The organism is Arthrobacter sp. CAN_A6 (assembly GCF_015751715.1).
Classification (GTDB): Bacteria; Actinomycetota; Actinomycetes; order Actinomycetales; family Micrococcaceae; genus Arthrobacter_D.
This window is the reverse complement of the sequence record NZ_JADOUV010000008.1, coordinates 94,563-117,552: the sequence shown is the minus strand read 5'-3', so window position 1 is coordinate 117,552 and position 22,990 is coordinate 94,563. Positions and strand designations below refer to the sequence as shown.

25 protein-coding genes are annotated in these 22,990 nt (G+C 66.2%); 13 read left to right on the top strand and 12 right to left on the bottom strand.

What is annotated here, in order from left to right; translation table 11 throughout:
* Positions 1 to 2 precede the first annotated feature (2 nt).
* From sufD to IWX75_RS13760, 5 genes are all read left to right on the top strand, one after another.
* Positions 3 to 1,265 (top strand): Fe-S cluster assembly protein SufD, encoded by a 1,263-nt coding sequence (gene sufD, locus IWX75_RS13780; protein ID WP_196822817.1) that lies wholly within the window; start codon positions 3 to 5, stop codon positions 1,263 to 1,265.
* Entirely contained in the window at positions 1,265 to 1,636 is a 372-nt protein-coding gene (locus tag IWX75_RS13775; RefSeq protein ID WP_196822816.1) for a non-heme iron oxygenase ferredoxin subunit, read from the top strand. Before sufD ends, IWX75_RS13775 begins: the two co-directional genes overlap by 1 nt.
* 63 nt (positions 1,637 to 1,699) lie before the next feature.
* Positions 1,700 to 2,473, top strand: a complete 774-nt coding sequence (gene sufC / locus IWX75_RS13770) for a Fe-S cluster assembly ATPase SufC (RefSeq protein ID WP_196822815.1) — start codon at positions 1,700 to 1,702, stop codon at positions 2,471 to 2,473.
* Positions 2,474 to 2,502: 29 nt separating this feature from the next.
* Positions 2,503 to 2,832: a metal-sulfur cluster assembly factor gene (locus tag IWX75_RS13765; RefSeq protein WP_196822814.1), complete on the top strand. Its 330-nt coding sequence runs from the start codon at positions 2,503 to 2,505 to the stop codon at positions 2,830 to 2,832.
* 207 nt (positions 2,833 to 3,039) lie between these two features.
* Positions 3,040 to 4,518, top strand: coding sequence for a glyceraldehyde-3-phosphate dehydrogenase (locus tag IWX75_RS13760; RefSeq protein WP_334684351.1), 1,479 nt, complete (start codon positions 3,040 to 3,042; stop codon positions 4,516 to 4,518).
* Between the two features lie 186 nt (positions 4,519 to 4,704).
* Here the strand turns inward: IWX75_RS13760 and IWX75_RS13755 are convergent, their stop codons facing one another.
* The 4 genes from IWX75_RS13755 to IWX75_RS13740 all read right to left on the bottom strand — a co-directional run bounded on the left by IWX75_RS13755 (position 4,705) and on the right by IWX75_RS13740 (position 7,064).
* Positions 4,705 to 4,902, bottom strand: a complete 198-nt coding sequence (locus IWX75_RS13755) for a hypothetical protein (protein WP_196822812.1) — start codon at positions 4,900 to 4,902, stop codon at positions 4,705 to 4,707.
* 30 nt (positions 4,903 to 4,932) lie between these two features.
* Positions 4,933 to 5,598 carry an energy-coupling factor transporter transmembrane component T family protein gene (locus IWX75_RS13750; protein WP_196822811.1) on the bottom strand — a complete coding sequence of 222 codons (666 nt, stop codon included), beginning with the start codon at positions 5,596 to 5,598 and terminating at the stop codon, positions 4,933 to 4,935.
* Positions 5,595 to 6,305: an energy-coupling factor ABC transporter ATP-binding protein gene (locus tag IWX75_RS13745; RefSeq protein ID WP_196822810.1), complete on the bottom strand. Its 711-nt coding sequence runs from the start codon at positions 6,303 to 6,305 to the stop codon at positions 5,595 to 5,597. Before IWX75_RS13745 ends, IWX75_RS13750 begins: the two co-directional genes overlap by 4 nt.
* A 108-nt stretch (positions 6,306 to 6,413) precedes the next feature.
* On the bottom strand, positions 6,414 to 7,064 hold the full coding sequence (locus tag IWX75_RS13740; RefSeq protein WP_196822809.1) for a biotin transporter BioY: 651 nt from the start codon (positions 7,062 to 7,064) through the stop codon (positions 6,414 to 6,416).
* A gap of 158 nt (positions 7,065 to 7,222) precedes the next feature.
* On the opposite strand from IWX75_RS13740, the gene IWX75_RS13735 reads away from it, so the two are divergent.
* The gene (locus IWX75_RS13735; protein WP_196822917.1) at positions 7,223 to 8,821 is read left to right on the top strand and encodes an ABC-F family ATP-binding cassette domain-containing protein; all 1,599 of its coding nucleotides are present in this window, start codon (positions 7,223 to 7,225) and stop codon (positions 8,819 to 8,821) included.
* Positions 8,822 to 8,826: 5 nt separating this feature from the next.
* Here the strand turns inward: IWX75_RS13735 and IWX75_RS13730 are convergent, their stop codons facing one another.
* The 5 genes from IWX75_RS13730 to IWX75_RS13710 all read right to left on the bottom strand — a co-directional run bounded on the left by IWX75_RS13730 (position 8,827) and on the right by IWX75_RS13710 (position 11,888).
* A complete protein-coding gene (locus IWX75_RS13730; RefSeq protein WP_196822808.1) occupies positions 8,827 to 9,876 on the bottom strand; it encodes a mechanosensitive ion channel family protein in 1,050 nt (349 codons plus the stop codon).
* Between the two features lie 174 nt (positions 9,877 to 10,050).
* Positions 10,051 to 10,314, bottom strand: coding sequence for a hypothetical protein (locus IWX75_RS13725; protein ID WP_334684350.1), 264 nt, complete (start codon positions 10,312 to 10,314; stop codon positions 10,051 to 10,053).
* A gap of 43 nt (positions 10,315 to 10,357) precedes the next feature.
* Entirely contained in the window at positions 10,358 to 11,212 is an 855-nt protein-coding gene (locus IWX75_RS13720) for an SURF1 family cytochrome oxidase biogenesis protein (RefSeq protein WP_196822807.1), read from the bottom strand.
* Entirely contained in the window at positions 11,213 to 11,509 is a 297-nt protein-coding gene (locus IWX75_RS13715) for a hypothetical protein (protein WP_334684349.1), read from the bottom strand. It abuts the gene before it with no gap.
* On the bottom strand, positions 11,502 to 11,888 hold the full coding sequence (locus tag IWX75_RS13710; RefSeq protein ID WP_196822806.1) for a DUF3099 domain-containing protein: 387 nt from the start codon (positions 11,886 to 11,888) through the stop codon (positions 11,502 to 11,504). The genes IWX75_RS13715 and IWX75_RS13710 overlap by 8 nt, the downstream gene beginning before the upstream one ends.
* Before the next feature lie 112 nt (positions 11,889 to 12,000).
* On the opposite strand from IWX75_RS13710, the gene IWX75_RS13705 reads away from it, so the two are divergent.
* Together IWX75_RS13705 and IWX75_RS13700 are read left to right on the top strand one after the other, a co-directional pair.
* Positions 12,001 to 12,762 carry a beta-ketoacyl-ACP reductase gene (locus IWX75_RS13705; RefSeq protein WP_442858985.1) on the top strand — a complete coding sequence of 254 codons (762 nt, stop codon included), beginning with the start codon at positions 12,001 to 12,003 and terminating at the stop codon, positions 12,760 to 12,762.
* Positions 12,763 to 12,836: 74 nt separating this feature from the next.
* On the top strand, positions 12,837 to 13,586 hold the full coding sequence (locus IWX75_RS13700) for an SDR family oxidoreductase (protein ID WP_196822805.1): 750 nt from the start codon (positions 12,837 to 12,839) through the stop codon (positions 13,584 to 13,586).
* Between the two features lie 16 nt (positions 13,587 to 13,602).
* On the opposite strand, the gene serB is transcribed toward IWX75_RS13700, so the two are convergent.
* Complete coding sequence (gene serB / locus IWX75_RS13695; RefSeq protein ID WP_196822804.1) at positions 13,603 to 14,574, bottom strand: phosphoserine phosphatase SerB; 972 nt, start codon at positions 14,572 to 14,574, stop codon at positions 13,603 to 13,605.
* Positions 14,575 to 14,666: 92 nt separating this feature from the next.
* Between serB and IWX75_RS13690 the strand changes: the two genes are divergently transcribed.
* From IWX75_RS13690 to IWX75_RS13680, 3 genes are all read left to right on the top strand, one after another.
* Positions 14,667 to 15,458, top strand: coding sequence for an ABC transporter ATP-binding protein (locus IWX75_RS13690; RefSeq protein WP_196822803.1), 792 nt, complete (start codon positions 14,667 to 14,669; stop codon positions 15,456 to 15,458).
* Positions 15,459 to 15,484: 26 nt separating this feature from the next.
* Complete coding sequence (locus tag IWX75_RS13685) at positions 15,485 to 16,300, top strand: TrmH family RNA methyltransferase (protein ID WP_196822802.1); 816 nt, start codon at positions 15,485 to 15,487, stop codon at positions 16,298 to 16,300.
* 139 nt (positions 16,301 to 16,439) lie between these two features.
* Positions 16,440 to 16,697, top strand: coding sequence for a type B 50S ribosomal protein L31 (locus tag IWX75_RS13680; RefSeq protein ID WP_196822801.1), 258 nt, complete (start codon positions 16,440 to 16,442; stop codon positions 16,695 to 16,697).
* 79 nt (positions 16,698 to 16,776) lie between these two features.
* Here the strand turns inward: IWX75_RS13680 and pepN are convergent, their stop codons facing one another.
* On the bottom strand, positions 16,777 to 19,374 hold the full coding sequence (gene pepN, locus IWX75_RS13675) for an aminopeptidase N (RefSeq protein ID WP_196822800.1): 2,598 nt from the start codon (positions 19,372 to 19,374) through the stop codon (positions 16,777 to 16,779).
* A gap of 196 nt (positions 19,375 to 19,570) precedes the next feature.
* On the opposite strand from pepN, the gene IWX75_RS13670 reads away from it, so the two are divergent.
* Positions 19,571 to 20,368: a SurA N-terminal domain-containing protein gene (locus IWX75_RS13670; RefSeq protein WP_196822799.1), complete on the top strand. Its 798-nt coding sequence runs from the start codon at positions 19,571 to 19,573 to the stop codon at positions 20,366 to 20,368.
* Positions 20,369 to 20,439: 71 nt separating this feature from the next.
* Here IWX75_RS13670 and glgC read toward each other — a convergent pair whose 3' ends face one another.
* Positions 20,440 to 21,684 (bottom strand): glucose-1-phosphate adenylyltransferase, encoded by a 1,245-nt coding sequence (gene glgC, locus IWX75_RS13665; protein WP_196822798.1) that lies wholly within the window; start codon positions 21,682 to 21,684, stop codon positions 20,440 to 20,442.
* A 112-nt stretch (positions 21,685 to 21,796) separates the two neighbouring features.
* On the opposite strand from glgC, the gene glgA reads away from it, so the two are divergent.
* Positions 21,797 to 22,990 carry a glycogen synthase gene (gene glgA / locus IWX75_RS13660; protein WP_196822797.1) on the top strand — a complete coding sequence of 398 codons (1,194 nt, stop codon included), beginning with the start codon at positions 21,797 to 21,799 and terminating at the stop codon, positions 22,988 to 22,990.

Below are 22,990 nucleotides of genomic sequence, written 5' to 3'. Positions count from 1 at the left end.
TAATGGCTGAAACCACCAACGTAGACGAAATAACGCTCAACCCGACGGCGATCGAGGGCTTCAGCGAAGAGGGCGAAAGCCTTTCGGAGCTGAATACCGGGACCGAGCAGCTCGGCCTCAACAAGCACAGCCACGGTAACGCCCCGGTGATTCCCGAGGCCTCGAGGGGCGAGCGGCTGAAGTCCTACGACCTCGCCGACTTCGCGCCGCTGACAGGCCAGGAGGAGGACTGGCGCTTCACACCCCTGAAGCGCCTCCGAGGCCTCCACACCGATCCGCTGACCGGCACCGCGCCGACAGTGGCGGTCACCGGAGCGTCCAACGTGCGCACCGAGACCGTGGAGCGCACCGATTCCCGGATCGGCTCCGCAGCCATCCCGGAGGACCGTGTCGCCGCGGCGGCCTGGGCCGCCGTCGCCACTGCCACAGTGATCACCATCCCTGCCGAAACCATCGCCGACAGCGAAGTGCTGGTCGATGTGTCAGGGAACGACAGCACCGCGGCAGCCCAGCACCTCGTCATCCACGCCAGCAGGTTCTCGAAGGCCGTCGTGGTGCTCGATCACCACGGTAAGGCCACGCTCGCCCAGAATGTGGAGATCAACGTCGAGGACGGCGCCGAGCTCACCGTGGTGAGCGTCCAGCAGTGGGACGACGACGCCGTCCACGTCTCGTCGCAACAGGCGAAAATCGGCCGCAACGCGCGCTACAAGCACGTGGTGGTCACGCTGGGCGGGGACCTCGTGAGGCTCACGCCGTCGTCGGTCTTCACTGGTCCGGGCGCCGAGGTCGAGATGTACGGCCTGTACTTCGCCGACGCCGGCCAGCACCTCGAGCAGCGCCTGCTGGTGGACCATGCCGTGCCCAACTGCAAGTCACGCGTCACCTACAAGGGGGCACTGCAGGGCAAGGACGCGCACACCGTATGGGTAGGCGACGTCCTGATCCGCAAGGCCGCCGAGGGCACCGACACCTACGAAACGAACCGCAACCTGCTGCTGACCGACGGCGCGCGGTCCGATTCGGTGCCCAACCTCGAGATCGAGACCGGGCTCATCGAGGGCGCAGGCCATGCCAGCGCCACCGGCCGGTTCGACGACGAGCACCTGTTCTACCTGATGGCCCGCGGCATTCCCGAGCGGACCGCGCGCCGACTCGTGGTCCGCGGTTTCCTGAACGAGGTCATCCAGCAGATCGGGGTCCCCACACTCGAGGAACGCCTTTCCGAGGCGGTCGAGCAGGAACTCGCAGCAGGAAACCTGTGATGACCGAGCCCTTATCGGCTGAACCTGCGGGTGAATTGATCTGCAGCGTCGACGACATCGGGGTGAAACAGGCGCTGCGCGTGCTGATCGACGACTACCCCGTCGTCGTCGTCCGTGATTCCGACGGTGAGGTCCATGCCCTGGGCGACACCTGCTCGCACGCCGACATCTCGCTCGCCGAGGGGGACGTCGAAGGCTGTGCCATCGAGTGCTGGGGGCACGGATCGCAGTTCGACCTCCGCAGCGGAGCGCCGCTGCAACTCCCGGCCTACGACCCGGTGCCCGTTTTCGCCCTGGCGATCCACGAAGGCAACGTCTACGTGGACGTCAGTACCGTCACCAACGGAGCGCCCGTACCCCAGCTTGGCTAGCCGCCCGCCGCGGCACCATCCCCAGACGACGCCCTGAATACCAGGGCAAAGGAGATACACACAATGTCCACCCTTGAAATCAAGGACCTGCACGTCAGCATCGACACCGAGCAGGGCAGCAAGCCCATCCTCAAAGGCGTCAGCCTGACCATCAACACCGGCGAGATCCACGCCATCATGGGCCCCAACGGTTCCGGCAAGTCCACGCTGGCCTCCACCATCGCGGGCCACCCCCGTTACACAGTGAACAGCGGTTCGATCACGCTCGACGGCGAGGATGTCCTCACCATGAGCGTCGACGAGCGGGCTCGCGCCGGACTCTTCCTCGCCATGCAGTACCCCGTGGAGGTTCCCGGGGTCACGATGACCAACTTCCTCCGCACGGCCAAGACCGCGCTCGACGGCGAGGCCCCGAGCCTCCGCCACTGGACCAAGGACGTCAAGGCGGCCATGGGACAGCTGCGCATCGACGCGGACTTCGCGCAGCGCAATGTCAACGAGGGCTTCTCCGGCGGCGAGAAGAAGCGCGTCGAGATCCTGCAGCTCGAGCTCTTCCACCCGAAGTTCGCCATCCTCGACGAGACCGACTCCGGCCTCGACGTCGACGCGCTCAAGGTCGTGTCCGAGGGCGTCAACCGCGAGCACTCGAAGGGCGCGATGGGCACGCTGCTCATCACCCACTACACCCGGATCCTCCGCTACATCAAGCCCGACCACGTCCACGTCTTCGTGGACGGCCGGATCGCCGAGCAGGGCGGCGCAGAACTTGCTGACCGGCTCGAGGAAGAGGGCTACGATCGTTTCACGCCCTCCGAGACGGCTGCAGTCCAGGCCTGAGCCACCCCTGCTTCGACGAAAGGAACACCATGACTGATGTGCAAGCAGCGCAGACCGCGCTGGACGACGTCGAAGAGGCACTCCGCGACGTCATCGACCCCGAGCTCGGCGTCAACATCGTTGACCTGGGCCTGCTGTACGGCCTGAAGTATGCCGACGACGGCGCCCTCCTGATCGACATGACGCTCACCACCGCCGCATGCCCCCTCACGGATGTCCTCGAGGAGCAGGTGGGCCAGGCGCTCGACGGCGTCGTCGACGACTGGCGGCTGAATTGGGTCTGGATGCCCCCATGGGGTCCCGAGAAGATCACCGAGGATGGTCGCGACCAGATGCGCGCCCTCGGTTTCAATATCTAGTCCCACAAGTGGAGGTCCCCTTACAGGGTGTCCGCTCGTCCCTGTGGCGGCTTCTTCGGAAGCCGCCACAGGGCCCTCCGGACGCGTCAGGGTGCAGGTTCGGGATAGGCTCAAGTAAACGACCAGCCGACGATGCCTGACGCTGTCCCGGCGCACATCGGGTTGGAGGAACCAGCACCGGAGAACCCGGCGCAGTGAGGGATGCAGTTGACGCAGCACAATCCGAGCAAGAGTCTCGAAACCTGGATGAGCCGCGAGGCACTGGCCGAGGCCATGATTCCGCTGATCGGCCACCTGTACCGGAACAACAACGTGGTGACCAGCATCCACGGCCGTAGCCTGATCAACAAGTCGACGATGAACATCCTGAAGGCGCACCGCTTCGCCCGGCGCCTCAGCACTGAGGAACTGCGGCTGGAAGATACCGCACCCCTGCTCAGGATCCTCACCGGTCTCGACCTGGGTGCCGCTGCGATCGATATCGCCCGGCTGCGCCTGAAGTTCGACCTCGAAGGTGGTGGCCGCACCCTCGAGGAATTCGTCCGTGAGGAACTTGCCGAGATCGTGGGGAAGGGAGGGCGTGACGAAAGGACGAGCACCGACGTCGTCCTCTATGGGTTCGGCCGGATCGGGCGCCTCATTGCCCGGCTGCTGATCGAGAAAGCAGGCGGCGGGCACGGGCTGCGGCTCCGGGCGGTGGTGGTCCGGCGAGGCTCCGACAACGACCTCGCGAAACGTGCGAGCCTTCTCCGCAGGGACTCGGTCCACGGCTCCTTCGAGGGGACCATCCAGGTGGACGAGCACGCGGAGACCATCACAGCGAACGGTGTCCGCATCCAGTTCATCTACTCGGATGATCCCGCAACCATCGACTACACCTCCTACGGGATCTCCGATGCCCTCGTGGTGGACAACACGGGCCGCTGGCGGGATGCCGACGGCCTGTCCCAGCACCTTCGCAGCAAGGGCGTGGCGAAGGTCCTCCTGACGGCACCGGGCAAGGGCGCGCTGAAGAACATCGTCCACGGGATCAACCACGGCACGATCACCGAGGCGGACACCATCGTCACCGCGGCCTCCTGCACGACGAACGCCATCACACCCGTGCTGAAGGCCCTCAATGACCGCTTCGGCGTGGTGCATGGACACGTGGAGACGGTGCATTCGTTCACCAATGACCAGAACCTCATCGACAATTTCCACCGCGGGGACCGCCGCGGCCGCTCGGCCGCACTGAACATGGTGCTGACCGAGACGGGGGCAGCGAAGGCGGTCGCGAAGGCACTGCCCGAACTCGAAGGCAAGCTGACCGGAAGCTCCATCCGCGTCCCGACGCCGGATGTTTCCATCGCGATCCTGAACCTCACGCTGCGCGAGGGAACGACGAAGGACGAGGTCAACGCCTACCTGCGCGGAATGTCGCTCCATTCGGACCTGCGCAAGCAGATCGACTACATCGACTCGCCGGAGGTCGTGTCGACGGACTTCGTCGGCTCGCGCCGCGCCGGGATCGTTGACGGCCTGGCGACGATCGCGGACGGAACGTTCCTCGTGCTCTATGTCTGGTACGACAACGAGTTCGGCTACAGCTGCCAGGTGGTGCGGGTCATGGAGGAGATGGCCGGCGTCCACCCACCGGCTTTCCCGGTCAAGGAAGCCGCCGTGCCGGCCGCTGCCGGGCTCTAGACCCGGGCTTCAGGCCCCGGAGTGTCCCGGCCTGCCTGCCGGGACACTCCACCGCCTGCCGGCTGTTCCTCGCCGCGCGACAACCGCTTAGCCGGTTCCGGAATGTTCCCCACGACGTCCGCCCGGCGAGGAGGTGCTGGCGCGCCAGGGAACGCCCCCCGGCTCCGCGGAACCGCGTAGGGGGAATCAGTGGCTCTCGCGCCCGCGGGTGGAAACGAGCACCGGCCGGATCACTCGGTCGGCCAGGATTCCCGTGGTCACGGAGAACACGGTCTTGTGGGCCACGTCAACGACCTTCTCGATCGTCGGCCACGAGTGTGGTGGCGCGCCGGCCCCGGTGGCATTCTCGAAGGTCTGGTCGTTGTCGCCGGCGTCCCGACCCATGAGGGTCAGCAGGGCCCGCGCCGGGGCCCACTAGTCTCGCGCCGGGTGAACCGGCGAGTCCGACGCCGAGGGGTGGTCGTGCTCGCCGAGCCCACGGGCGGCGAGGGCCTCTCCTGTACGGTGCGCATACGCCACAGCGGAAATCACCACAGGGACCACCGAGGCCCGCACGCTGCGCTCCAGTCCGCGGGCGCGAGCGGCGTCCCGAGCATCGAGCAGCGAACCGGCCAGATACGGGATGCTGCGCATCAGAATGGCCAGCGCCAGGCCGAACCGCTCCGGGTCTCCTCCCACCGCCTTCACCGGGCGGGACACGAACACCACGCCGTCGAGCAGTTCCTGGCCCGGCGTAGTGAGCGTCAGCGCGCGTGCTGCCAGAACGCATACGAGGATGTTCCCCGTGGTCACGAACGCGGGAACGAGGCCGTTGGCGAAGCCGTGGTAGGTCATCAGAACGCCGAGAACAGGCGAGAGCGGCAGCACGGTCCGAAACAACTGCACGGCCGAGGTACGCGCTCCCGCCGTGAGCCCCAGCACCGACACGACGAGCCCGGCAGCCGTCACTCCGGGCACCCCGGCGGCGAGCACCACTACGCTCAGCGCGAGGGACAGAAGGACCTTGAGCCACAGGGAAGTGCTGTGCAGGACCGAGCGCCCGGGAACGTAGAGCCCAAGGAGGTTTCCGTGCCCCCTCATGCGGCGCACAGGCTCCGGTAGAAGGCGACGGCGTCGACTGGTGGGCCGTCGAAAGCGATGCGTCCACTGTCGATTACCAGGCACCGGTCGCTGTCAAGGGCGAAAGAGAGGTTGTGCGTGGTGAAAATGAGTTGGGCGGCCACGTCCCGCAGGGTGTCGCGGATCCGGTGCTCGTTGCGGAGATCCAACAAGGTGGTGGGTTCGTCCGCGACGAGGATCAGGGGTTCCACGGCCGCGACGACGGCGATGGCGAGCAATTGCCGTTCACCACCGGAGAGGTCGTAGATGCTGCGGTCCGCGAGGTCGGCGATCCCGAACCGTTCCAATACCGCCTGCGCTGCGGACCTCCGTTCCTCCGGACGCTTGATGCGGCTTCGCAGGGACAGTTCCACATCCTCGCGGCCGGTGGGCATGACGAGCTGGGACAACGGATCGGTGAAGATGAATCCGACCCGGCGCCGCACGTCGCGGCCGCGCTGCCGGGTATCCAATCCGGCGCTGGTCACCGAGCCCGACGACGGTAGGACGAGCCCGTTGATCAGCTTGAGCAGGGTCGATTTTCCGGACCCGTTGGCGCCGATGATAGCGATCCGCCGTTCGGGCAGTGACAGGGTGAGGTCCTGCAGGAGGGTGCGTTGCCCGTCGGTGCCCCTCATGGCGCCGGCGTCGGCATCAACGCGAACAGCCACCCTGTCGAAGTCGATCATGCGTGGACCTCGATCATGCGCTGACCTCGATCATGGGAGGAATCCGGTGATTTGGCTGCACCGGTCATGCGGTGAGCTCCGCCATGGTTCGAACTTCGTTGTGCCGGTTCAGGAGGACGCAACGGTCGCAGGAGGGCGCGCCGCACCGAGCAGCCTGGGGAACGCCCGGTGGACCGACAGTGCGATGCCCGCTGCCAGGACGTTCTTGACGATGTCGCCGGGGAGGAAAACCGCGTCCGCCAGCACGGCGGCCTTCATATCGAGCCCGCCGTTGATGACAAGCCCTGCAATACCGAGGGAATGGACTGTGAGAAGGCTCGCCGTCAGGCCGGCGAGGAACAGGCCGAACCACCGGAACCGTGCGGCCCGGCGGAGGATCAGGACAGCAAGGAATCCCGCGAGGAGCGCCGCGAAGGGGAAGGCGATGAGGTAACCCGCAGATGGCCCGGCGAGTACCCCGAAGCCGCTGCGGAACCCGCTGAACACCGGCAGTCCGGCGAGCCCGGCAACCAGGTACAGCCCCACCGCCGCGAAACCGCGGGTCGGTCCGAGCACGAGCCCGGCGAGCATAACCCCCAGAGTCTGGAGCGTGATGGGCACCCCGAGCGAACCGATCGGTATACCGGGTAGGATTGCCAAGGCGGCAATGAGCGCAGCGAAGACTGCGATCAGTGACAGATCGGTGGAGGTCCACCGTTTTCGTGAACGCCAGCTGGACTTCCCAGCCGGCCCGACGACCGTTTGTCGGGTGGGGTGCATGGTGAATCTTCCTTAGGAATACCGGCGAACCGCCGAGTGACTGTAGGGCATCTCCAATAGATCCCGTCTCCGTCCGACGATAGCGCCGAATTTCCCGGAATCCTTTGTAGGGTTCCCACAACATTTGCCCTGTGCGGCAACACCGAAAGGTCATGGATTTGATCAACGTATCGAACTTGGAGCTGCGTGCCGGAGCCCGGCTGCTGATGGAGTCGGTGTCCTTCCGGGTCGACCGCGGGGACAAGATCGGGCTTGTGGGGCGCAACGGCGCCGGCAAGACCACCATGACACGTGTCCTCGCGGGGGAATCACTCCCCGCGGGAGGGACGGTGACGCGGTCCGGGGAGATCGGCTATCTTCCCCAGGATCCCCGGACGCCCGATATGGACCAGCTTGCCCGTGACCGCATCCTGTCGGCGCGCAACCTCGACACCGTGGTGACAGAGCTCCGGCAGGCGCAGGAGGACATGGCCAGCGATGTCGCATCCGTCCGGGACAAGGCCATGTCCCGTTACGACCGCATCGAATCGGCTTTCCTGGCCGGCGGTGGCTATGCGGCCGAAGCCGAAGCTGCGGCGATCTCCTCGAACCTGGCTTTGCCCGAGCGCATCCTGAACCAGCCGCTCAAGACGCTCTCGGGCGGTCAGCGGCGGCGCGTGGAACTCGCGAGGATCCTCTATTCGGGGGCGGAGACGATGCTGCTCGATGAGCCCACCAACCACCTGGACGCCGACTCCATCACCTGGCTGCGGGAGTTCCTGAAGAACCATCAGGGCGGCCTGATCGTGATCAGCCACGATGTCGAGCTGCTCGAGGCGACGGTGAACAAGGTGTTCCAGCTCGATGCGAACCGTGCCACGATCGACATCTACAATATGGGCTGGAAGCGCTACCAGCAGCAGCGCGAGACCGATGAGCGCGCTCGGAAGCGTGAGCGGGCCAACGCGGAGAAGAAGGCCCAGGTCCTGATGGACCAGGCGAACAAGATGCGGGCGAAGGCCACGAAGGCCGTTGCGGCGCAGAACATGGCCAAGCGCGCGGAGCGACTGCTCGGAGGCCTTGACGCAGTACGTGCGAACGACCGCGTGGCGGCATTGCGGTTCCCTGATCCTTCGCCGTGCGGCAAGACACCGATGACGGCCGAGGGACTGAGCAAGTCCTACGGCTCGCTCGAGATCTTCACCGACGTCGACCTCGCCATCGACCGCGGATCGAAGGTGGTCATCCTGGGTCTCAACGGCGCCGGCAAGACGACCCTGCTGAGGATGCTCGCAGGAGTGGACGCGCCGGACACCGGCCGGGTCATCCCCGGGCACGGGCTCAAGGTCGGGTACTACGCGCAGGAGCATGAAACGCTCGATACCGAACGCACGGTCCTGCAGAACATGAAGTCATCCGCGCCGGACATGCAGGACGCCGAAGTGCGCGGCATTCTCGGCTCGTTCCTGTTCTCGGGTGACGACGTCGACAAGCCGGCCGGCGTGCTGTCCGGCGGCGAGAAGACCCGCCTGGCGCTCGCGACGATCGTGGCGTCGTCGGCCAATGTCCTGCTGCTCGACGAACCCACCAACAACCTGGACCCGGCGAGCCGCGCGGAGATCCTCGGCGCACTGCGGAACTACTCCGGTGCGGTGGTCATGGTCAGCCACGACGAGGGGGCCGTGGACGCGCTCAATCCCGAACGCGTGGTCCTGCTGCCGGACGGCGTGGAGGACCTCTGGAACGAGGACTACCTGGAGCTGGTCACTCTCGCCTAGCAGCGTCAGTCCGGCGTAGCCGCGTGCACCGTCTCCCAGCGCTGCCGGGGCCGCGTCTCCGGGTAGCCATCCTGCAGGAAGATCACCATCGCCTCGCGGACAAGGCACTGCAGATCCCAGATCGCACCGCTGTCCGCCGCACTGACGAGGACGCGGGCACGGATCAGGCCGTTCACCGCTTCGGTGACCTGGAGGGTGGCGGTGCGCCCGTCCCACAGGTCGGTTCCCTCCAGGATGCTGTGCAGGTGCCCCCGCATGGCCTCGACGGGGGCACTCCAGTCCAGATCCAGCTCTACCGTGCCCAGCAGCTCGGACCGGCGCCGCGTCCAGTTCTCGAAGGGGGTGCTGGTGAAGTAGGTGGACGGCAGGATCAGCCGTCGCTCGTCCCAGACCTGCACCACCACATACGTCATGGTGATCTCCTCGATGGTGCCCATCTTGTCTTCGACAACCACCACGTCGTCCACCCGGATGGCATCGGTGAAGGCGAGCTGGACACCGGCGAAGACGTTGCTGAGCGAGCTCTGTACCGCCAGGCCGGCCACGATGGAGAGGAGGCCCGCGGAGGCCAGGATACCGGCGCCGAGTGCGCGCACCTCGTCGATCGTGAGCAGTACGGTTGCCACCGCCAGGGTGATGATCACTGCTACGCCTACGCGCCGCGCCAGCATGATCTGCGTCTTCAGCCGGCTCATCCGGCGGTGGTCCCTGGTCTCGCTCCCGTACTTCCTCAGCAGCCCCGTTTCGATCAGCAGGAGCAGCATCGCGGCGAGCCAGGCCAGGGCGGCAATGAGACCCAGCACCAGGAGGTAGCTCACCGGCCCGAACCACGGCATCCGGCCCGCGGTGCCGTCGAGGGCGATCCGGATCGCCGTGATTCCCAGCACGGCACTGAGCGGTGTTCGGGCGCGGCGCGAGACGTCCGCGATTTCCGGTACGTGCCGGAACATGCGGGCGGCGACCCGCCGGATCAGCCAGGCGAGCACGACGGCGGCCACCACCGCAGCAGCAGTTCCGGCGATAATGGGCAACGATGCGGTGAGGAAATCGTCCATCGCTTCACCGTGTCAGACCGCAGGGGGGTGCTGTCCAACTCGGCAGCTCTTTGCCGGGCTACGTACAGTCCGGGCACAGGCTGCACGCAGGCAGGGCTCGTCACCGGGGTCCTGCCTGCGGTAGTGCGGAGCGCTCGGGCCCGGAGGTGTCCGGTGTAACGGACGGTCCGCCGGCTACAGGGTGTCCGGAAGAGTGCGTCCCGGGAAAAGCGTGGCGTACTGTCGCCGATACATCCTGCGTCCCACAAGCCGGTAGGCGGGGCGGACCGACGGTGGGATCTCCTTGAACATCTCTTCCCGCTTGCCGGGCGGATTCGAGGCCAGCACCATCCCGAAATAGGCGACCAGGCGTTTGCCGTTTCCATCCAGTTCAGGCGGACCGGCTCGATGCGGGTTCTCCATTCGAGTCTTCAGGATCGACGCGTCGGACGCTTTCACGAGCATTCCGGCGGTACCGCTTCGACGCGCCGACGGACATACCCTAGGAAATGCCCCGCGCGTCGAGGATGGCGTCTTCCTCCTCCTCCGAGGTAGGCCTCCGCCGGATCACACGTTTCCGGGCACGCGGATTCGGGGAGGTCTGGCGCATCTCGGCATCGTCCTCTTCCTCGGAATCGAGGAGATGCTGCTGGCGCGCGGCGTAGCCGAGGCCGACGAAGAGGAGCACGCCGAACGCGAACCACTGCATCGAGTAGGAGAGGTGGGGGCCCTCGTCCACCGAAGGCTTGGGGAACTGGAGGGGCGCCACAGTGGCCGCCGGGCTTTCCGAGGCCATCAGACCGTAGGCGCCGGTCTGCACCGGGTAGTCGAGGCGCTCGGCGTACCCGGGAAGATCGATCGAGGCGATCTGGCCGTCGGGAGCACCGCGGTCGACCGCAGGCTCGCCCGGCCGGACGCGCGCGATCACCGTCACGTCGCCTTCAGGAGGCACGGGGACGGTGTCGGGCCTGCCTGCTTGCTCATTGCCGATCGGCAGCCAGCCGCGGTTGATGATGACGGCTGTGCCGTTGTCGAGCCGAAGCGGCGTCAGCACCTCATAGCCCGGCTGCCCGTTCAGGGGACGATTCCGCACGATGACCTCATGGTCGATGTCGTAGACCCCCCGAAGCACCACCGGCATCCACTCACGGTCGGTCGTGTAGGAGTCGAAGGAACTGTCGCCGGCGTCGTAGGGTACCGGCACACTCCCATAGTTCGCCTCGATGCGCTGGATCTCGGCCACGGCGAGGTCCCTGCGCTCCATCTGCCAGTTGCCGAGGCCCACGCAGCCGGCAGCGAGGACGACGACGAGTGCGAGCCACCCCAGCCAGCGCGGGGACAGAAGGAAGCGGTACACCTACGCGCCTTCCGGTGCTGCGGTAGTGCCCGGTGGCGTCTGCGCATTCAGCGGCACTGTCTTTTTCCACAGCCCGCGGGTCTGCAGGTAGTCCTCGAACCATTCGACATGCTCGCGGCAGGACGCCCAGACCTTGCGCCGTTCGGGGGTGTGGATGCGCGGGTTGTTCCAGAGCAGCTGCCAGCCGGCATCGGCGCGGCAGCCTTTCCGCGAACAGACGACGTTCCCGGGGACGGGACCCGGGAGGTGACTACCCTGGAGGGAGTCGAGGACGTTGAAGGCCGACTGCTCAGGCATGCCGTGGCTGTTCCTCGTCGACGATCTCACCGGACAGGACGTCGTCCGACGAGTCGGGTGCGGCGTCGCTCACCCTGGCTTCGATCTCGCGAACCGGCGCACGGTCGAGGAGCGCGTCGCTGTGGCGGATGTCGCTCGTGTCGCTGCCGCCGTTGGCGAAGATCACTGCGAAATAGGGCAGGAAGACCGCTCCGGCGATCATGATCCATTGGAGCCACCCCTCGACCACGAACACCAGGACGAAACAGACGAGGCGAATGCCCATCGAAACCGAATACTTGATCATCCGCGAGCGCATTTCGTCGGTGTGGGACTCGCGTGCATCCGAGATGCTGTGGACATCCGAATCGTGCTTGCGCTGCCTTGATTGCTTACTCATCACACTCCATAGGGACTGTCTCTATTGTCTCACCGCGGCGCCCTTTGTTAAAGTTGGGAGGCTCGCCGCTAGGATCGACGGGATACTTTGACAACGTCTAGGTGGGCACAATGTGTCCGAAGAAGCGGAGGGCCTGGTGCAGGCGGAAAATCGGAGCACGGATACGCAGGGAGGACGGAGCGTCCTGGTGACGGGCGGGAACCGGGGAATCGGTCTCGCGATCGCGCAGGCGTTCCTCGACGGCGGCGACAAGGTCGCGATCACCTACCGGAGCGGGGAGGTGCCCGAGGGCATGCTCGGCGTCCGTGCCGACGTCACCAGCATGGAGCAGATCGACGCTGCGTTCACCGAGGTCGAGGCAGCCCATGGCCCCGTCGAGGTACTCGTCGCCAACGCAGGCATCACGCGGGACACTTTGCTGCTGCGCATGAGCGAAGCGGACTTCACCGACGTGATCGACACCAACCTCACGGGCGCGTTCCGGGTGGTCCAGCGGGCATCCAAGGGCATGATGCGCCTGCGCAGGGGACGCGTCGTGCTGATCTCGTCGGTGACCGCGCTGTATGGGGCGCCCGGCCAGATCAACTATTCGGCCTCGAAAGCGGGGCTCGTAGGCATTGCACGGTCGCTGACCCGGGAGCTCGGCTCCCGCGGTATCACCGCCAACGTGGTGGCTCCCGGCTTCATCGATACGGATATGACGGCGGCGCTCCCCGAGGACATGCGGAAGAGCTACCTCTCCACCATTCCCGCCGGCCGGTTCGCCTCCCCCGAAGAGGTGGCGAAGGTTGTCACCTGGGTCGCGGGCACTGACGCCGCCTACATCTCGGGCGCCGTGATCCCCGTCGACGGCGGCCTCGGCATGGGCCACTAGGGAGTACAGGCCGGGCACGACAACCGCAGGAAACTTCCAAACACTTTGCAGCAATCCGGAGAAGGAAAAAACTTATGGGTACGTTGAACGGCACAGGAGCAATCGTCACAGGGTCATCACGGGGAATCGGGGCCGACGTCGCCCAGCTCCTCGCAGGCGAGGGCGCCTCGGTGGTGGTGAACTACCGCCAGAAGGCACCGCGGGCCAACAAGGTGGTGGCGGCGATCGAGGCCGCCGGCGGGAAAGCCGTGGCGGTCGGAGCGGATCTCACGGCTCCGGAGGGCGCAGCCGCGTTGATCACTGCAGCTCAGGAGAATTTCGGGGTCCTGAACCTCCTGATCCTCAACGCGTCCGGTGGCATGGAAACCACCATGGGGGAGGACTACGCGCTGAAGCTCAACCGTGACGCGCAGGTCGACATGGTGAAGGCCGCGGCGAACGTCATGCCGGCCGGGTCGCGCATCGTGTTCGTCACCAGCCACCAGGCGCACTTCATCGACACCGTCGAGACGATGGAAGCCTACGAGCCCGTGGCCCGGAGCAAACGTGCGGGCGAGGACGCGCTGCGGAACCTCATCCCCAAGCTGGAGGGCAAGGGCATCTCGCTGGTGGTGGTATCGGGCGACATGATCGAGGGAACGGTCACTGCCACGCTCCTCGACCGCGCCACCCCCGGTGCCATCGAAGCGCGCCGTGAGGAGGCGGGCCGCCTCTACTCGGTGTCCGAGTTCGCCGCGGAGATCGTTCGGATGGTGACCGCTGACGTGCCCACCGGCCACACCGAGTACGTCGGGGGAGCGCAGGACTTCCTGGCCAAGAGCTGACGCCTGAGGAGCGGGCTCACACAGCCGCAAGGTGGCGGACGACGTCGAGGAAGGGCAGATCGACGACGGCGTCCGCCACGTCGCGAAGCGCAGGTTTCGCGTTGAACGCGACGCCGAACCCCGCGGCCGCCACCATGTCGATATCGTTGGCGCCGTCGCCCACGGCGATGGTTCGCGCTAGCGGAATGCCTGCGGCACCGGCCCACTTCCGGAGGGTGCGCTCTTTCTCGGCACGGTCCACCACCGGACCCGTCACCCGGCCGGTGAGCACCCCGTCGTCGATCTCCAGGAGGTTGGCCCGCGCCGAGGTGAGCCTCAGGCGCTGCGCCAGCGGCTCGAGCAGCTGGGTGAAGCCACCCGAGACCGCTGCGACGGAATGTCCGGCGCCCAGGAAAGCATCGACGAGTACTTCGGCCCCCTCGCTGAGTTCGATACTCCTGCCCACTGCGTCGATCACCGACACGGGCAGCCCGGCCAGGACCGCAACCCTCGCGTGGAGGCTCTGCGTGAAGTCGAGTTCGCCGCGCATGGCCCGCTCCGTCACTTCCGCCACCTCGGCTTCACGCCCCGCGTAGGCGGCCAGGAGCTCGATGACCTCCTGCTTGATCAGCGTCGAATCCACGTCCATGATGAGCAGTTTCCGACCCGGCCCGAAAACCGGGGCAGGCACGACGGCGGTGCCGACGCCGTTCCGGTCCCCTCCGTTCCGGGTGGCGACCCCGAGCCGACCGGTGGTGGTATTCCGGGAAGCGTCGCCGTCGTCGCCGCTGTCCACCTGTTGGCGGCACGCTTCCGAAATTGCCGCGCGCAGCTGATCCACCCTGCCGCCGTAGGCGACGGAAAGCGCCTGACCGGCATATCCGTTCCCCGAGGCGTCCCCGACCCCGGTGATGACACCGCCGGCCGTGGTGACGGCGGAGCGCACCAGCGAGAGCCGGCTCTCTGGAAGGGGGCTGCCATAACTGACTACCCGGTAGTCACGGTCCATTCTTCCTCCGGAAGCTGCTCGATCAGGATGGGCACGCAGGCCCGGCCCGCGGTTTCGCCAAGAGCCCGCCTATTAGCCTAGTGTCTAGTTCCATGAGTGACGTTCTGGAACTGGCGGGAGTGAGCATCGTCAGGGGCGGCAAAACCCTGTTGAACAGCATCGACTGGCAGGTGCGGGACGGCGAGCGATGGGTGGTGATGGGCCCCAATGGTGCCGGGAAGACCACCCTCCTGCAGGTAGCCGGTGCGCGGCTGCACCCCACGAGTGGCGTTGCCGGCATCCTCGACGAAGTGATGGGTGCTGTCGATGTCTTCGAACTACGCCCTCGGATCGGGCTGGCTTCGGCATCGCTGGCAGCTCAGATTCCCGACCATGAGACCGTGCTCAATGTCGTGGTGACTGCCTCCTACGGCGTGACCGGGCGCTGGCGCGAACAGTATGAGCGGCTCGACGAACGGCGGGCCTTCCGCCTGCTCGACACCTGGGGCATGTCCACTTTTCTGAACCGGCCGTTCGCTTCCCTGAGCGAAGGCGAGCGGAAGCGCGTCCAGATCGCGCGCGCACTCATGGCCGATCCCGAGCTGCTGCTCCTCGACGAACCCGCTGCGGGCCTTGACCTCGCGGGCCGTGAGGACCTGATCATGAGGCTCACCGTCCTTGCCCGGGATGAGGACGCACCGGCCATGGTCCTGGTGACCCATCACCTCGAGGAGGTGCCTCCCGGATTCACCCACGCGATGCTGCTCCGTGAGGGCGGGATCGTCGCGTCCGGGCCGATCGAGGGCGTTCTGACCGAGGAGAACCTCAGCGCAGCGTTCGATTTCCCGCTCAGCGTCAGCCGGACGAACGGCAGATTCAGCGCCGTGGCCCGGTCCGCCGCCTGACGGCACTCCCTTCCGAATACCAGCTGATGCCTCGGATCCGGCTCGAAGGCCCGGACGATCCCCGCCTGTCCGACTACCGTGGCCTCACTGATACCCAGTTGCGCCGCCGGACCGAACCCGCTGAGGGCCTCTACATCGCCGAGGGTTCGAAGGTGTTGCGACGCGCCGTTGCCGCCGGACACACGCCGAGGTCGTTCCTCCTCACCGAGAAGTGGCTGCACGGGCTGGAGGACGTCCTCCAGCAGTTTCCCGACGTGCCGGCGTTCATCGGGGACGCGGCAGTCCTGGAGGGAATCACCGGCTTCCATCTGCACCGCGGAGCGCTCGCAGCGATGAACCGTCCGGTGCCGGCCCGCCTCGACGCGGTGCTGGAGGAGGCCAGGCGGGTGGCGGTGCTCGAGGACATCGGTGACCACACCAACCTCGGAGCAGTGTTCCGCTCCGCAGCCGCACTGGGAATCGACGCCGTACTTCTCAGCCCTGGGTGCGCGGATCCGCTGTACCGCAGGGCGATCCGGGTCAGCATGGGAGGTGTCTTCCAGGTGCCGTGGGCGCGCCTCCCGGAGGGGCCGCTCGACCTTGGACTGCTGCGGGAGTTCGGCTTCGTGATCGGCGCACTCGCCCTCACCCCGGACGCCGTGGGTATCGAGGAGTTCGCTGCGGAACGCCATGTGCGGCTCGCGCTGCTGCTCGGCACGGAAGGAAACGGGTTGTCCGACGTCGCGCTCGCTTCGGCCGACACCGCCGTCCGGATTCCCATGTACGGCGGAGTCGATTCGTTGAACGTGGCTGCGGCGGCCGCCGTCGCCTTCTGGGAATGCAGGGAAAGGACAGCCAGGTGACGCGCGATCGAGGCCCGGCCCGCCGGCTTTCGCGGACGGAAGCGGCATACGGTAGTATTGCTGGTTGGTCCTCAGCGTCCAATCCAACTTTCAATCACCAGTGCCTGGCAAAATCCAGGCGACCAGAGAAGGTATTCCTGTGAAGTCTGATATCCACCCCAAGTACCAGGCGGTTGTCTTCCGCGACCTCGCCTCCGACAAGTCATTCCTGACGAAGTCGACGGTCGGTTCGAGCAAGACCATCGAATGGGAAGATGGAAACACCTACCCGCTCATCGAGGTGGAGATCTCTTCTGAATCCCACCCCTTCTATACCGGCAAGCAGCGGATCATGGACTCCGCCGGCCGCGTGGAGCGCTTCAACGCCCGCTTCAAGGGCTTTGGCGCCAAGAAGTAGGTTTCCCTGGACGACCCGGCTCCGCCCGGTGAGAGCGAATGAAGAAAGAGCCACGCCTGACGGCGCGGCTCTTTCTTTGTTAACCTGCCTGCTGGGCGCGTAACGCACGGAGGAGGTGGTCCCGTTCCTCGATCACGATGCGGCGCAGCGCCCGCGGGGCGGCCCTGTTTCCAGCCAGCCAGCGGTCAGTCGCCTGCACGGCGGGATGCGTGGAGGGCTCGGAGCCGCCGTCGGAGTCGCAGTGGGCCGGGTAGAGGCCCCGGACCACCCGGCTCGCCATCTCCATGCCCCGGCGCTGCCACACTTCGCCGATGGCGTCGAAGTAGCGGGCCTCGAAGGGCCGGGTCAGCTCGATCCCACCCAGCGTGAAGCCTTCGATCGTGGCGCTGAGCAGGTCGTTGGAGAGCTGATCACCGTGTACCGCCTCCTGCCAGGCCGCCCGCTTGATCGCAGGGTTCGGGAAGGCTGCGGACGCCAGAGTGTACCCCACCTTGCCGGACGCGGTGTTGTCGTTGGCGAGTTCCGCCTCGAGTTCGCCGCCGGTAGTGAGCCCGTGCGCCGCCAGCGCCTGGAGGAACATCCACCGCAGCTCGGCGTCGATCTCCAGGCCGGGAACGACGGCGTCGCCGTCGAGCAGCTCCCGAAGCAACCCGGTGGACTCATCGGCTGTGCGCGCCGCGCCGGCAAGGGCACGCGCCCAGGCGAGCTGGAGGTCGGAGCCCTGACCGGATGCCATCAGGCCGTTCTTCAGGAGCGTTCCGTAGCGTCGGCGAAGGTCCGGCCTCGCTGCAGGAGGGGAGAAGCGTTCGACGGCGGTCCGCCCGTTCGCCAGAATGACCTGCAGGACGCCGACGCCGGTTTCCCTCGGTGCGGCATGTTCCACGGCGGTGAGATATTCTCCGGGGCTGAGGTCCGCGTCCCGGGTGGTGGACCAGAGAGCGGCCAGGCAGGTGGCCCTGGCCAGGGGATCCCGCACCCTGTCCACCGCCGTGAGAAGGGTTGCCTGCGACCGCTCGTCGAACCGCAGTTTCGCGTACGTCAGATCGTCGTCGTTCGGGATGAGCAGGTCCGCCTGCCGGACGCCGACCAGCCCTGGAACCCCGGTTCGATCGCCCGAGACGGTGACCTGCTCCGATGCGGTCCGGACGAGGTCTCCGGCGGCATCGTAGGAGTACAGTCCGAGCCGAACCGTGTGCGGGCGCGGCTGCTCCTTGCCGGTGACGGGATCCGTGGCTTCCTGCCGTACGGTGACCGATGCGTAGGCGCCGGCGTCGTCGAGCGTGATCTCGGCGCCCAGGGTGGGGACCCCCGAGGTCTGGAGCCACTGGCGGGCCCAGGTGCTCAGATCCCCGCCGGTCGCGTCGGCGAGCGCGTCGAGGAGGTCGGTGAGCGTGGTGTTGCCGTAGGCATGCTTGCGGAAGTAGCTGCGCGAAGCCGCGATGAATGCCTCGAACCCGGAGAAGGCCACGAGCTGCTTCAACACCGCGGCACCCTTCGCATAGGTGATGCCGTCGAAGTTCTGCTTGGCGGCTTCGAGGTCCGGAATATCGGCGACGATGGGATGCGTGGTCGGGAGCTGGTCCTGCACGTATGCCCAGGCTTTGCGCTTGTTCGCGAAACTCACCCATGAGGTGTCCCACCGGGTGGCTTCCGCGACGGCGAGGGCGCCCATGTAGTCGGCGAAGGATTCCTTGAGCCAGAGATCGTCCCACCACACCATGGTCACCAGGTCGCCGAACCACATGTGCGCCATCTCGTGCAGGATGGTGTTGGCCCGTGCTTCATACTGCGCGGCGGTCGCTGCGGACCGGAAGACATAACCCTCGGTGAAGGTGACAAGGCCCGGGTTCTCCATGGCTCCCAGGTTGTACTCCGGCACGAAAGCCTGGTCGTACTTCCCGAACGGGTAGGGGTAGTCGAACAGGTCGGAGAAGAAGGTCAGCCCCCGCCGGGTGACGTCGAGGATCTCCTCGGAGTCGAAGGATGCAGCGAGTGATTTCCGGCAGTACAGTCCGAGCTCGATGCCTGGAGCAGCCGCATTCATCGGTTGCCAGGAGCCGGATACCCTGTGGTATGGACCTGCCAATACCGAGGTGATGTAGGTGGAGATCCGCTGCGTCGGCGCGAAGTGCCAGGTACCGGAGTCCTGGCGTCCCTCCTCACGGCGGTCCACGACGGCGTTCGACGCGACGGTCCACGACGACGGTGCCTGCACCGAGAAGGTGAAGGCGGCCTTGAGGTCGGGCTGCTCGAAATTGGCGAACACCCGGCGGGCGTCCGCGGGCTCGTACTGGGTGTAGAGGTAGGTGGAGCCGTCAGCCGGGTCGACGAATCGATGCATCCCCTCGCCGCTGCGGCTGTACAGAGCCGTGCCGTCCACGGTCACCGTGTTGCGTTCGCTGAGCTCTTCGAGCCGGATCCGCGCACCCGTGACCGTCGAGCCGAGGTCCAGTTCCACGCCGTTCAGCGTCACTGACTCGACGCTCCTGGAGATGAAGTCGAGAAAGGTCGAGGAACCGGGGGCGGTGCAGGTGAAGGTGACGGTAGACCGGGACCGGAAGCCGGTTTCCTCCGGATCCTCGGCATCGCGCAGGTCCAGGGCGACGTCATAGGCCTCGACCCGGAGGAGCTGTGAGCGCGCTGCCGCTTCGTCCCGCGTGAGATTCTCGTTGTCCATCCGGCCATTCAACCACGGCCCGAAATGACGCATGACGACGGCGACGACGGCGACGGCGATGCTTGCCAGACTTCTCCAAGGTGGAGGAACTAGGGTCGATGGGTTCCATCGGGAGAAGCCGTGACTATCGCACGGTCTCTTGCCAGGAGTCTCTGGCCCCGGAACTGGAATCCGAGTTTGACCGGTTAGGAGAATTATGTTGAAGAAGCAATGGTTGATGGGTCTGGTCCTCGCTGGGTCGATATCGGTGGCAGGCTGCGGCGCGCCGAGCGAGGACCCCGCAGCAGGATCCGACACCCAGCAGGAAACTCCGGCCGAGGGTAGCGGTGAAGCAGCGGATGGTAGCGGAGCCGCTCCCCAGGAAGAGCTGCCCGAGCCCGATCTCGAGGGCATTCCCGAGGTGGTGGCGGAAGTCAACGGGAAGCAGATCCTGAAGGAGAAATTCACGGCGTCCTATGAGGGCCAGTTCCAGCAGCTGGCCATGCAGTCGCAGCAGAGCGGTCAGGAAGTCGACCAGGACCAATTGAAGGCCCAGACGGCCGACACCCTGATCGGCAGCGAACTGCTGGTGCAGGAAGTGGAGAAGCGCGGCATCGAGGCATCCACCGAGGAGATTGACGCATCGTGGGCTGAACTGGTGGAGTCAAGCCAGCTCGGGTCGAAGGAAGAGGTGATCGCTGCCATCGCCGAGCAGGGCATCGACGAAGCGGAAGTGACGTCCCAGGTGGAGGACCAGGTCGGGGTCGACAAGCTCATCGCCGAGGAAGCCGGTGACACCACGGCCACCGAAGCCGAGCTCCAGGCACTGTATGACCAGGTGAAGGCCCAGCAGGCCGAGGCCGGCGGGCAAGAGGGACAGGAAACCGAGTTCCCAGCCTTCGAGGAGGCACGGCCGGCTCTCGAGGAGCAGGTGCGGGGTCAGAAGGAAGCCGACGCGGCGGAGGCGCTGGTGTCAGCCCTGCGCGAGGAAGCGGATGTCGTAGTCCATATCTGACCGACATCCGGAACCGAAGCAGCCTGCCCCGGAAAGCCGGGTCAGGCTGCTTCTTTCAGTGTGACTGCGGATCACGCGATAGGCACGGCCTGGCCCTTCCGCACGATCGTCAGCCCGGAATCGGTGACGGCGAAGCCGCGGCTGAGATCCAGGTCGCGGTCCACCCCCACTGAAGCGCCGGCAGGAATGCGCACGTTCTTGTCGATGATTGCCTTCCGCACTACGGCGCCGGCCCCCAGCGTTACCTTGTCAAGAAGCACGGACCCGGTGACTTCGGCCCCCTGGTCGATGAACACGTCAGTGGCAAGGATGGAACCGTGGACCGTTCCACCGGAGATCACGACGCCGGCCGAGACGATGGAGTCGTGGGCCTCGCCCGACTGCCCGCTTGCGCTGCGCACGAACTTCGCCGGAGGAGAGACACTCTGGCGCGTGTAGATAGGCCATTGCAGGTTGTAGAGGTTGAACAGCGGAAGCGGGGAGATGAGGTCCATGTTCGCCTCGTAATAGGAGTCCATCGTGCCGACGTCGCGCCAGTACTGGCGGTCCCGCTCGGTAGATCCGGGAATGATGTTGGTGGTGAAGTCGTAGACGGCGGCGTCGCCGCGCTCCACGAAGTACGGAATGATGTCCCCACCCATGTCGTGCTTGGTGTTCAGGCGGGCCGCATCCTCCTCGAGGGCCTTGACCAGGGCGTCGGCGGTGAACACGTAGTTGCCCATCGACGCGAGGAAACTGTTCGGATCATCGGGCAGCCCCGGGGTCGTCTTGGGCTTTTCGACGAATGCGGCAATCCGTCCGGGATTGTTCTCGTCGACCTCGATCACGCCGAACTGGTCCACGAGGTTCATGGGCTGCCGGACGGCGGCGACACTCACGGAAGCGCCGCTTTCCACGTGGGCATTGACCATCTGCTCGAAGTCCATGCGGTACACGTGGTCGGCACCGATGACGACCACGATGTCCGGCTGGGCGTCGTAGATGAGGTTGAGGGACTGGTAGATGGCGTTGGCGCTTCCCAGGAACCAGCTCTTCCCACGGCGCTGCTGCGCCGGCACCGATGCGATGTACTGCTGGAGCTGCGTCGACATCCGCCAGGTCTCGGAGACGTGCCGGTCAAGGCTGTGGGACTTGTACTGCGTGAGGACCACGATCTGCAGGTAGCCGGAGTTCACGAGGTTGGAGAGCGCGAAGTCGATGAGCCGGTAGCTGCCGGCGAAGGGCACGGCGGGCTTCGCACGGTCCGCGGTCAAAGGCATGAGCCTCTTCCCTTCACCGCCTGCCAGTACCACGGCGAGTACTTTCTTCAGTGCCACGAATGACCCCCTGCTCTTCCTTGAGTATGCGTTTCTGCTGTTCCCTCCGCCCTCGGTGGGGCGGGTTCACTTCACACTAGAGGACTGGGACGCACTGCACTACGTTGGAGGAGTGCGAGTAGATATTGTGTCAAAGGAATTTCCGCCGGAGATCTATGGCGGCGCGGGGGTGCATGTCGCCGAGCTGAGCCGTGTGCTGGCCCCGCAGGTCGACCTGAACGTCCATTGCTTCGGGGCGCCGCGCCCGCCGGACTATTCCGGGGCGAAGGTATGGACCTATGGGGTTCCCGCCGGCCTGGCGGACGCCAACGCAGCGGTGCAGACCCTGGGTACCGACATCGAGATGCTGGGTAACATCGCCGGAGCCTCCCTGGTCCATTCGCACACCTGGTATGCGAACATGGCCGGGCACCTGGCATCGCTCCTGCATGGAATTCCGCATGTTCTGAGCGCTCACAGCCTCGAGCCCCTGCGGCCGTGGAAGGCGGAGCAGCTCGGCGGCGGGTACGCACTGTCATCGTGGGTCGAGAAAACGTCCTATGAGGCCGCCGCGGCGGTGATCGCTGTATCGGCCGGCATGCGGGCCGATATCCTGCGCAGCTATCCCGACGTCGACCCCGCGAAGGTGCACGTGGTGCATAACGGGATCGACGTCGGCGAATGGAACCGGGACGAGGACGACGACGCCCTCACCGCCCTCGGGATCGACCCGACCCGACCCAGCGTGGTGTTCGTTGGACGCAACACACGCCAGAAGGGTGTTCCCTACCTGCTCCGGGCGGCTGCCCTGCTGCCGGCAGGAGTCCAGCTGGTGCTCTGCCTGGGGGCCGCCGACACCAAGGAGTTGGCTGCCGAGACCGAGGTCCTGATCAATACGCTGCGTGCGGAGCGCGGATCGGTGATCCTGATCGAGCGGATGCTGCCCCGGAAGGAACTGATCCAGGTACTGAGCCACGCGACGGTCTTCGCCTGCCCGTCCATCTACGAACCGCTCGGGATCGTCAACCTCGAGGCGATGGCCTGTGGGGCGGCAGTGGTGGCGAGCGCTACCGGCGGCATTCCCGAGGTGGTGCAGGACGGTGTGACCGGAACCCTCGTGGACCTCGAGCAGGTTTCCGACGGCACCGGGACGCCGCTCGACCCGGAGAAGTTCGTCTCGGACTTCGCAGCGGCGCTGACCGAGCTGGTGTCCGATCCGGAGCGCGCCCGCCGCATGGGAGTCGAGGGCCGGCGGCGTGCCGAGGAGCACTTCGACTGGGGCTCGATCGCGAAGTCGACCCTCGACGTCTATACGGGAGTGCTCTAG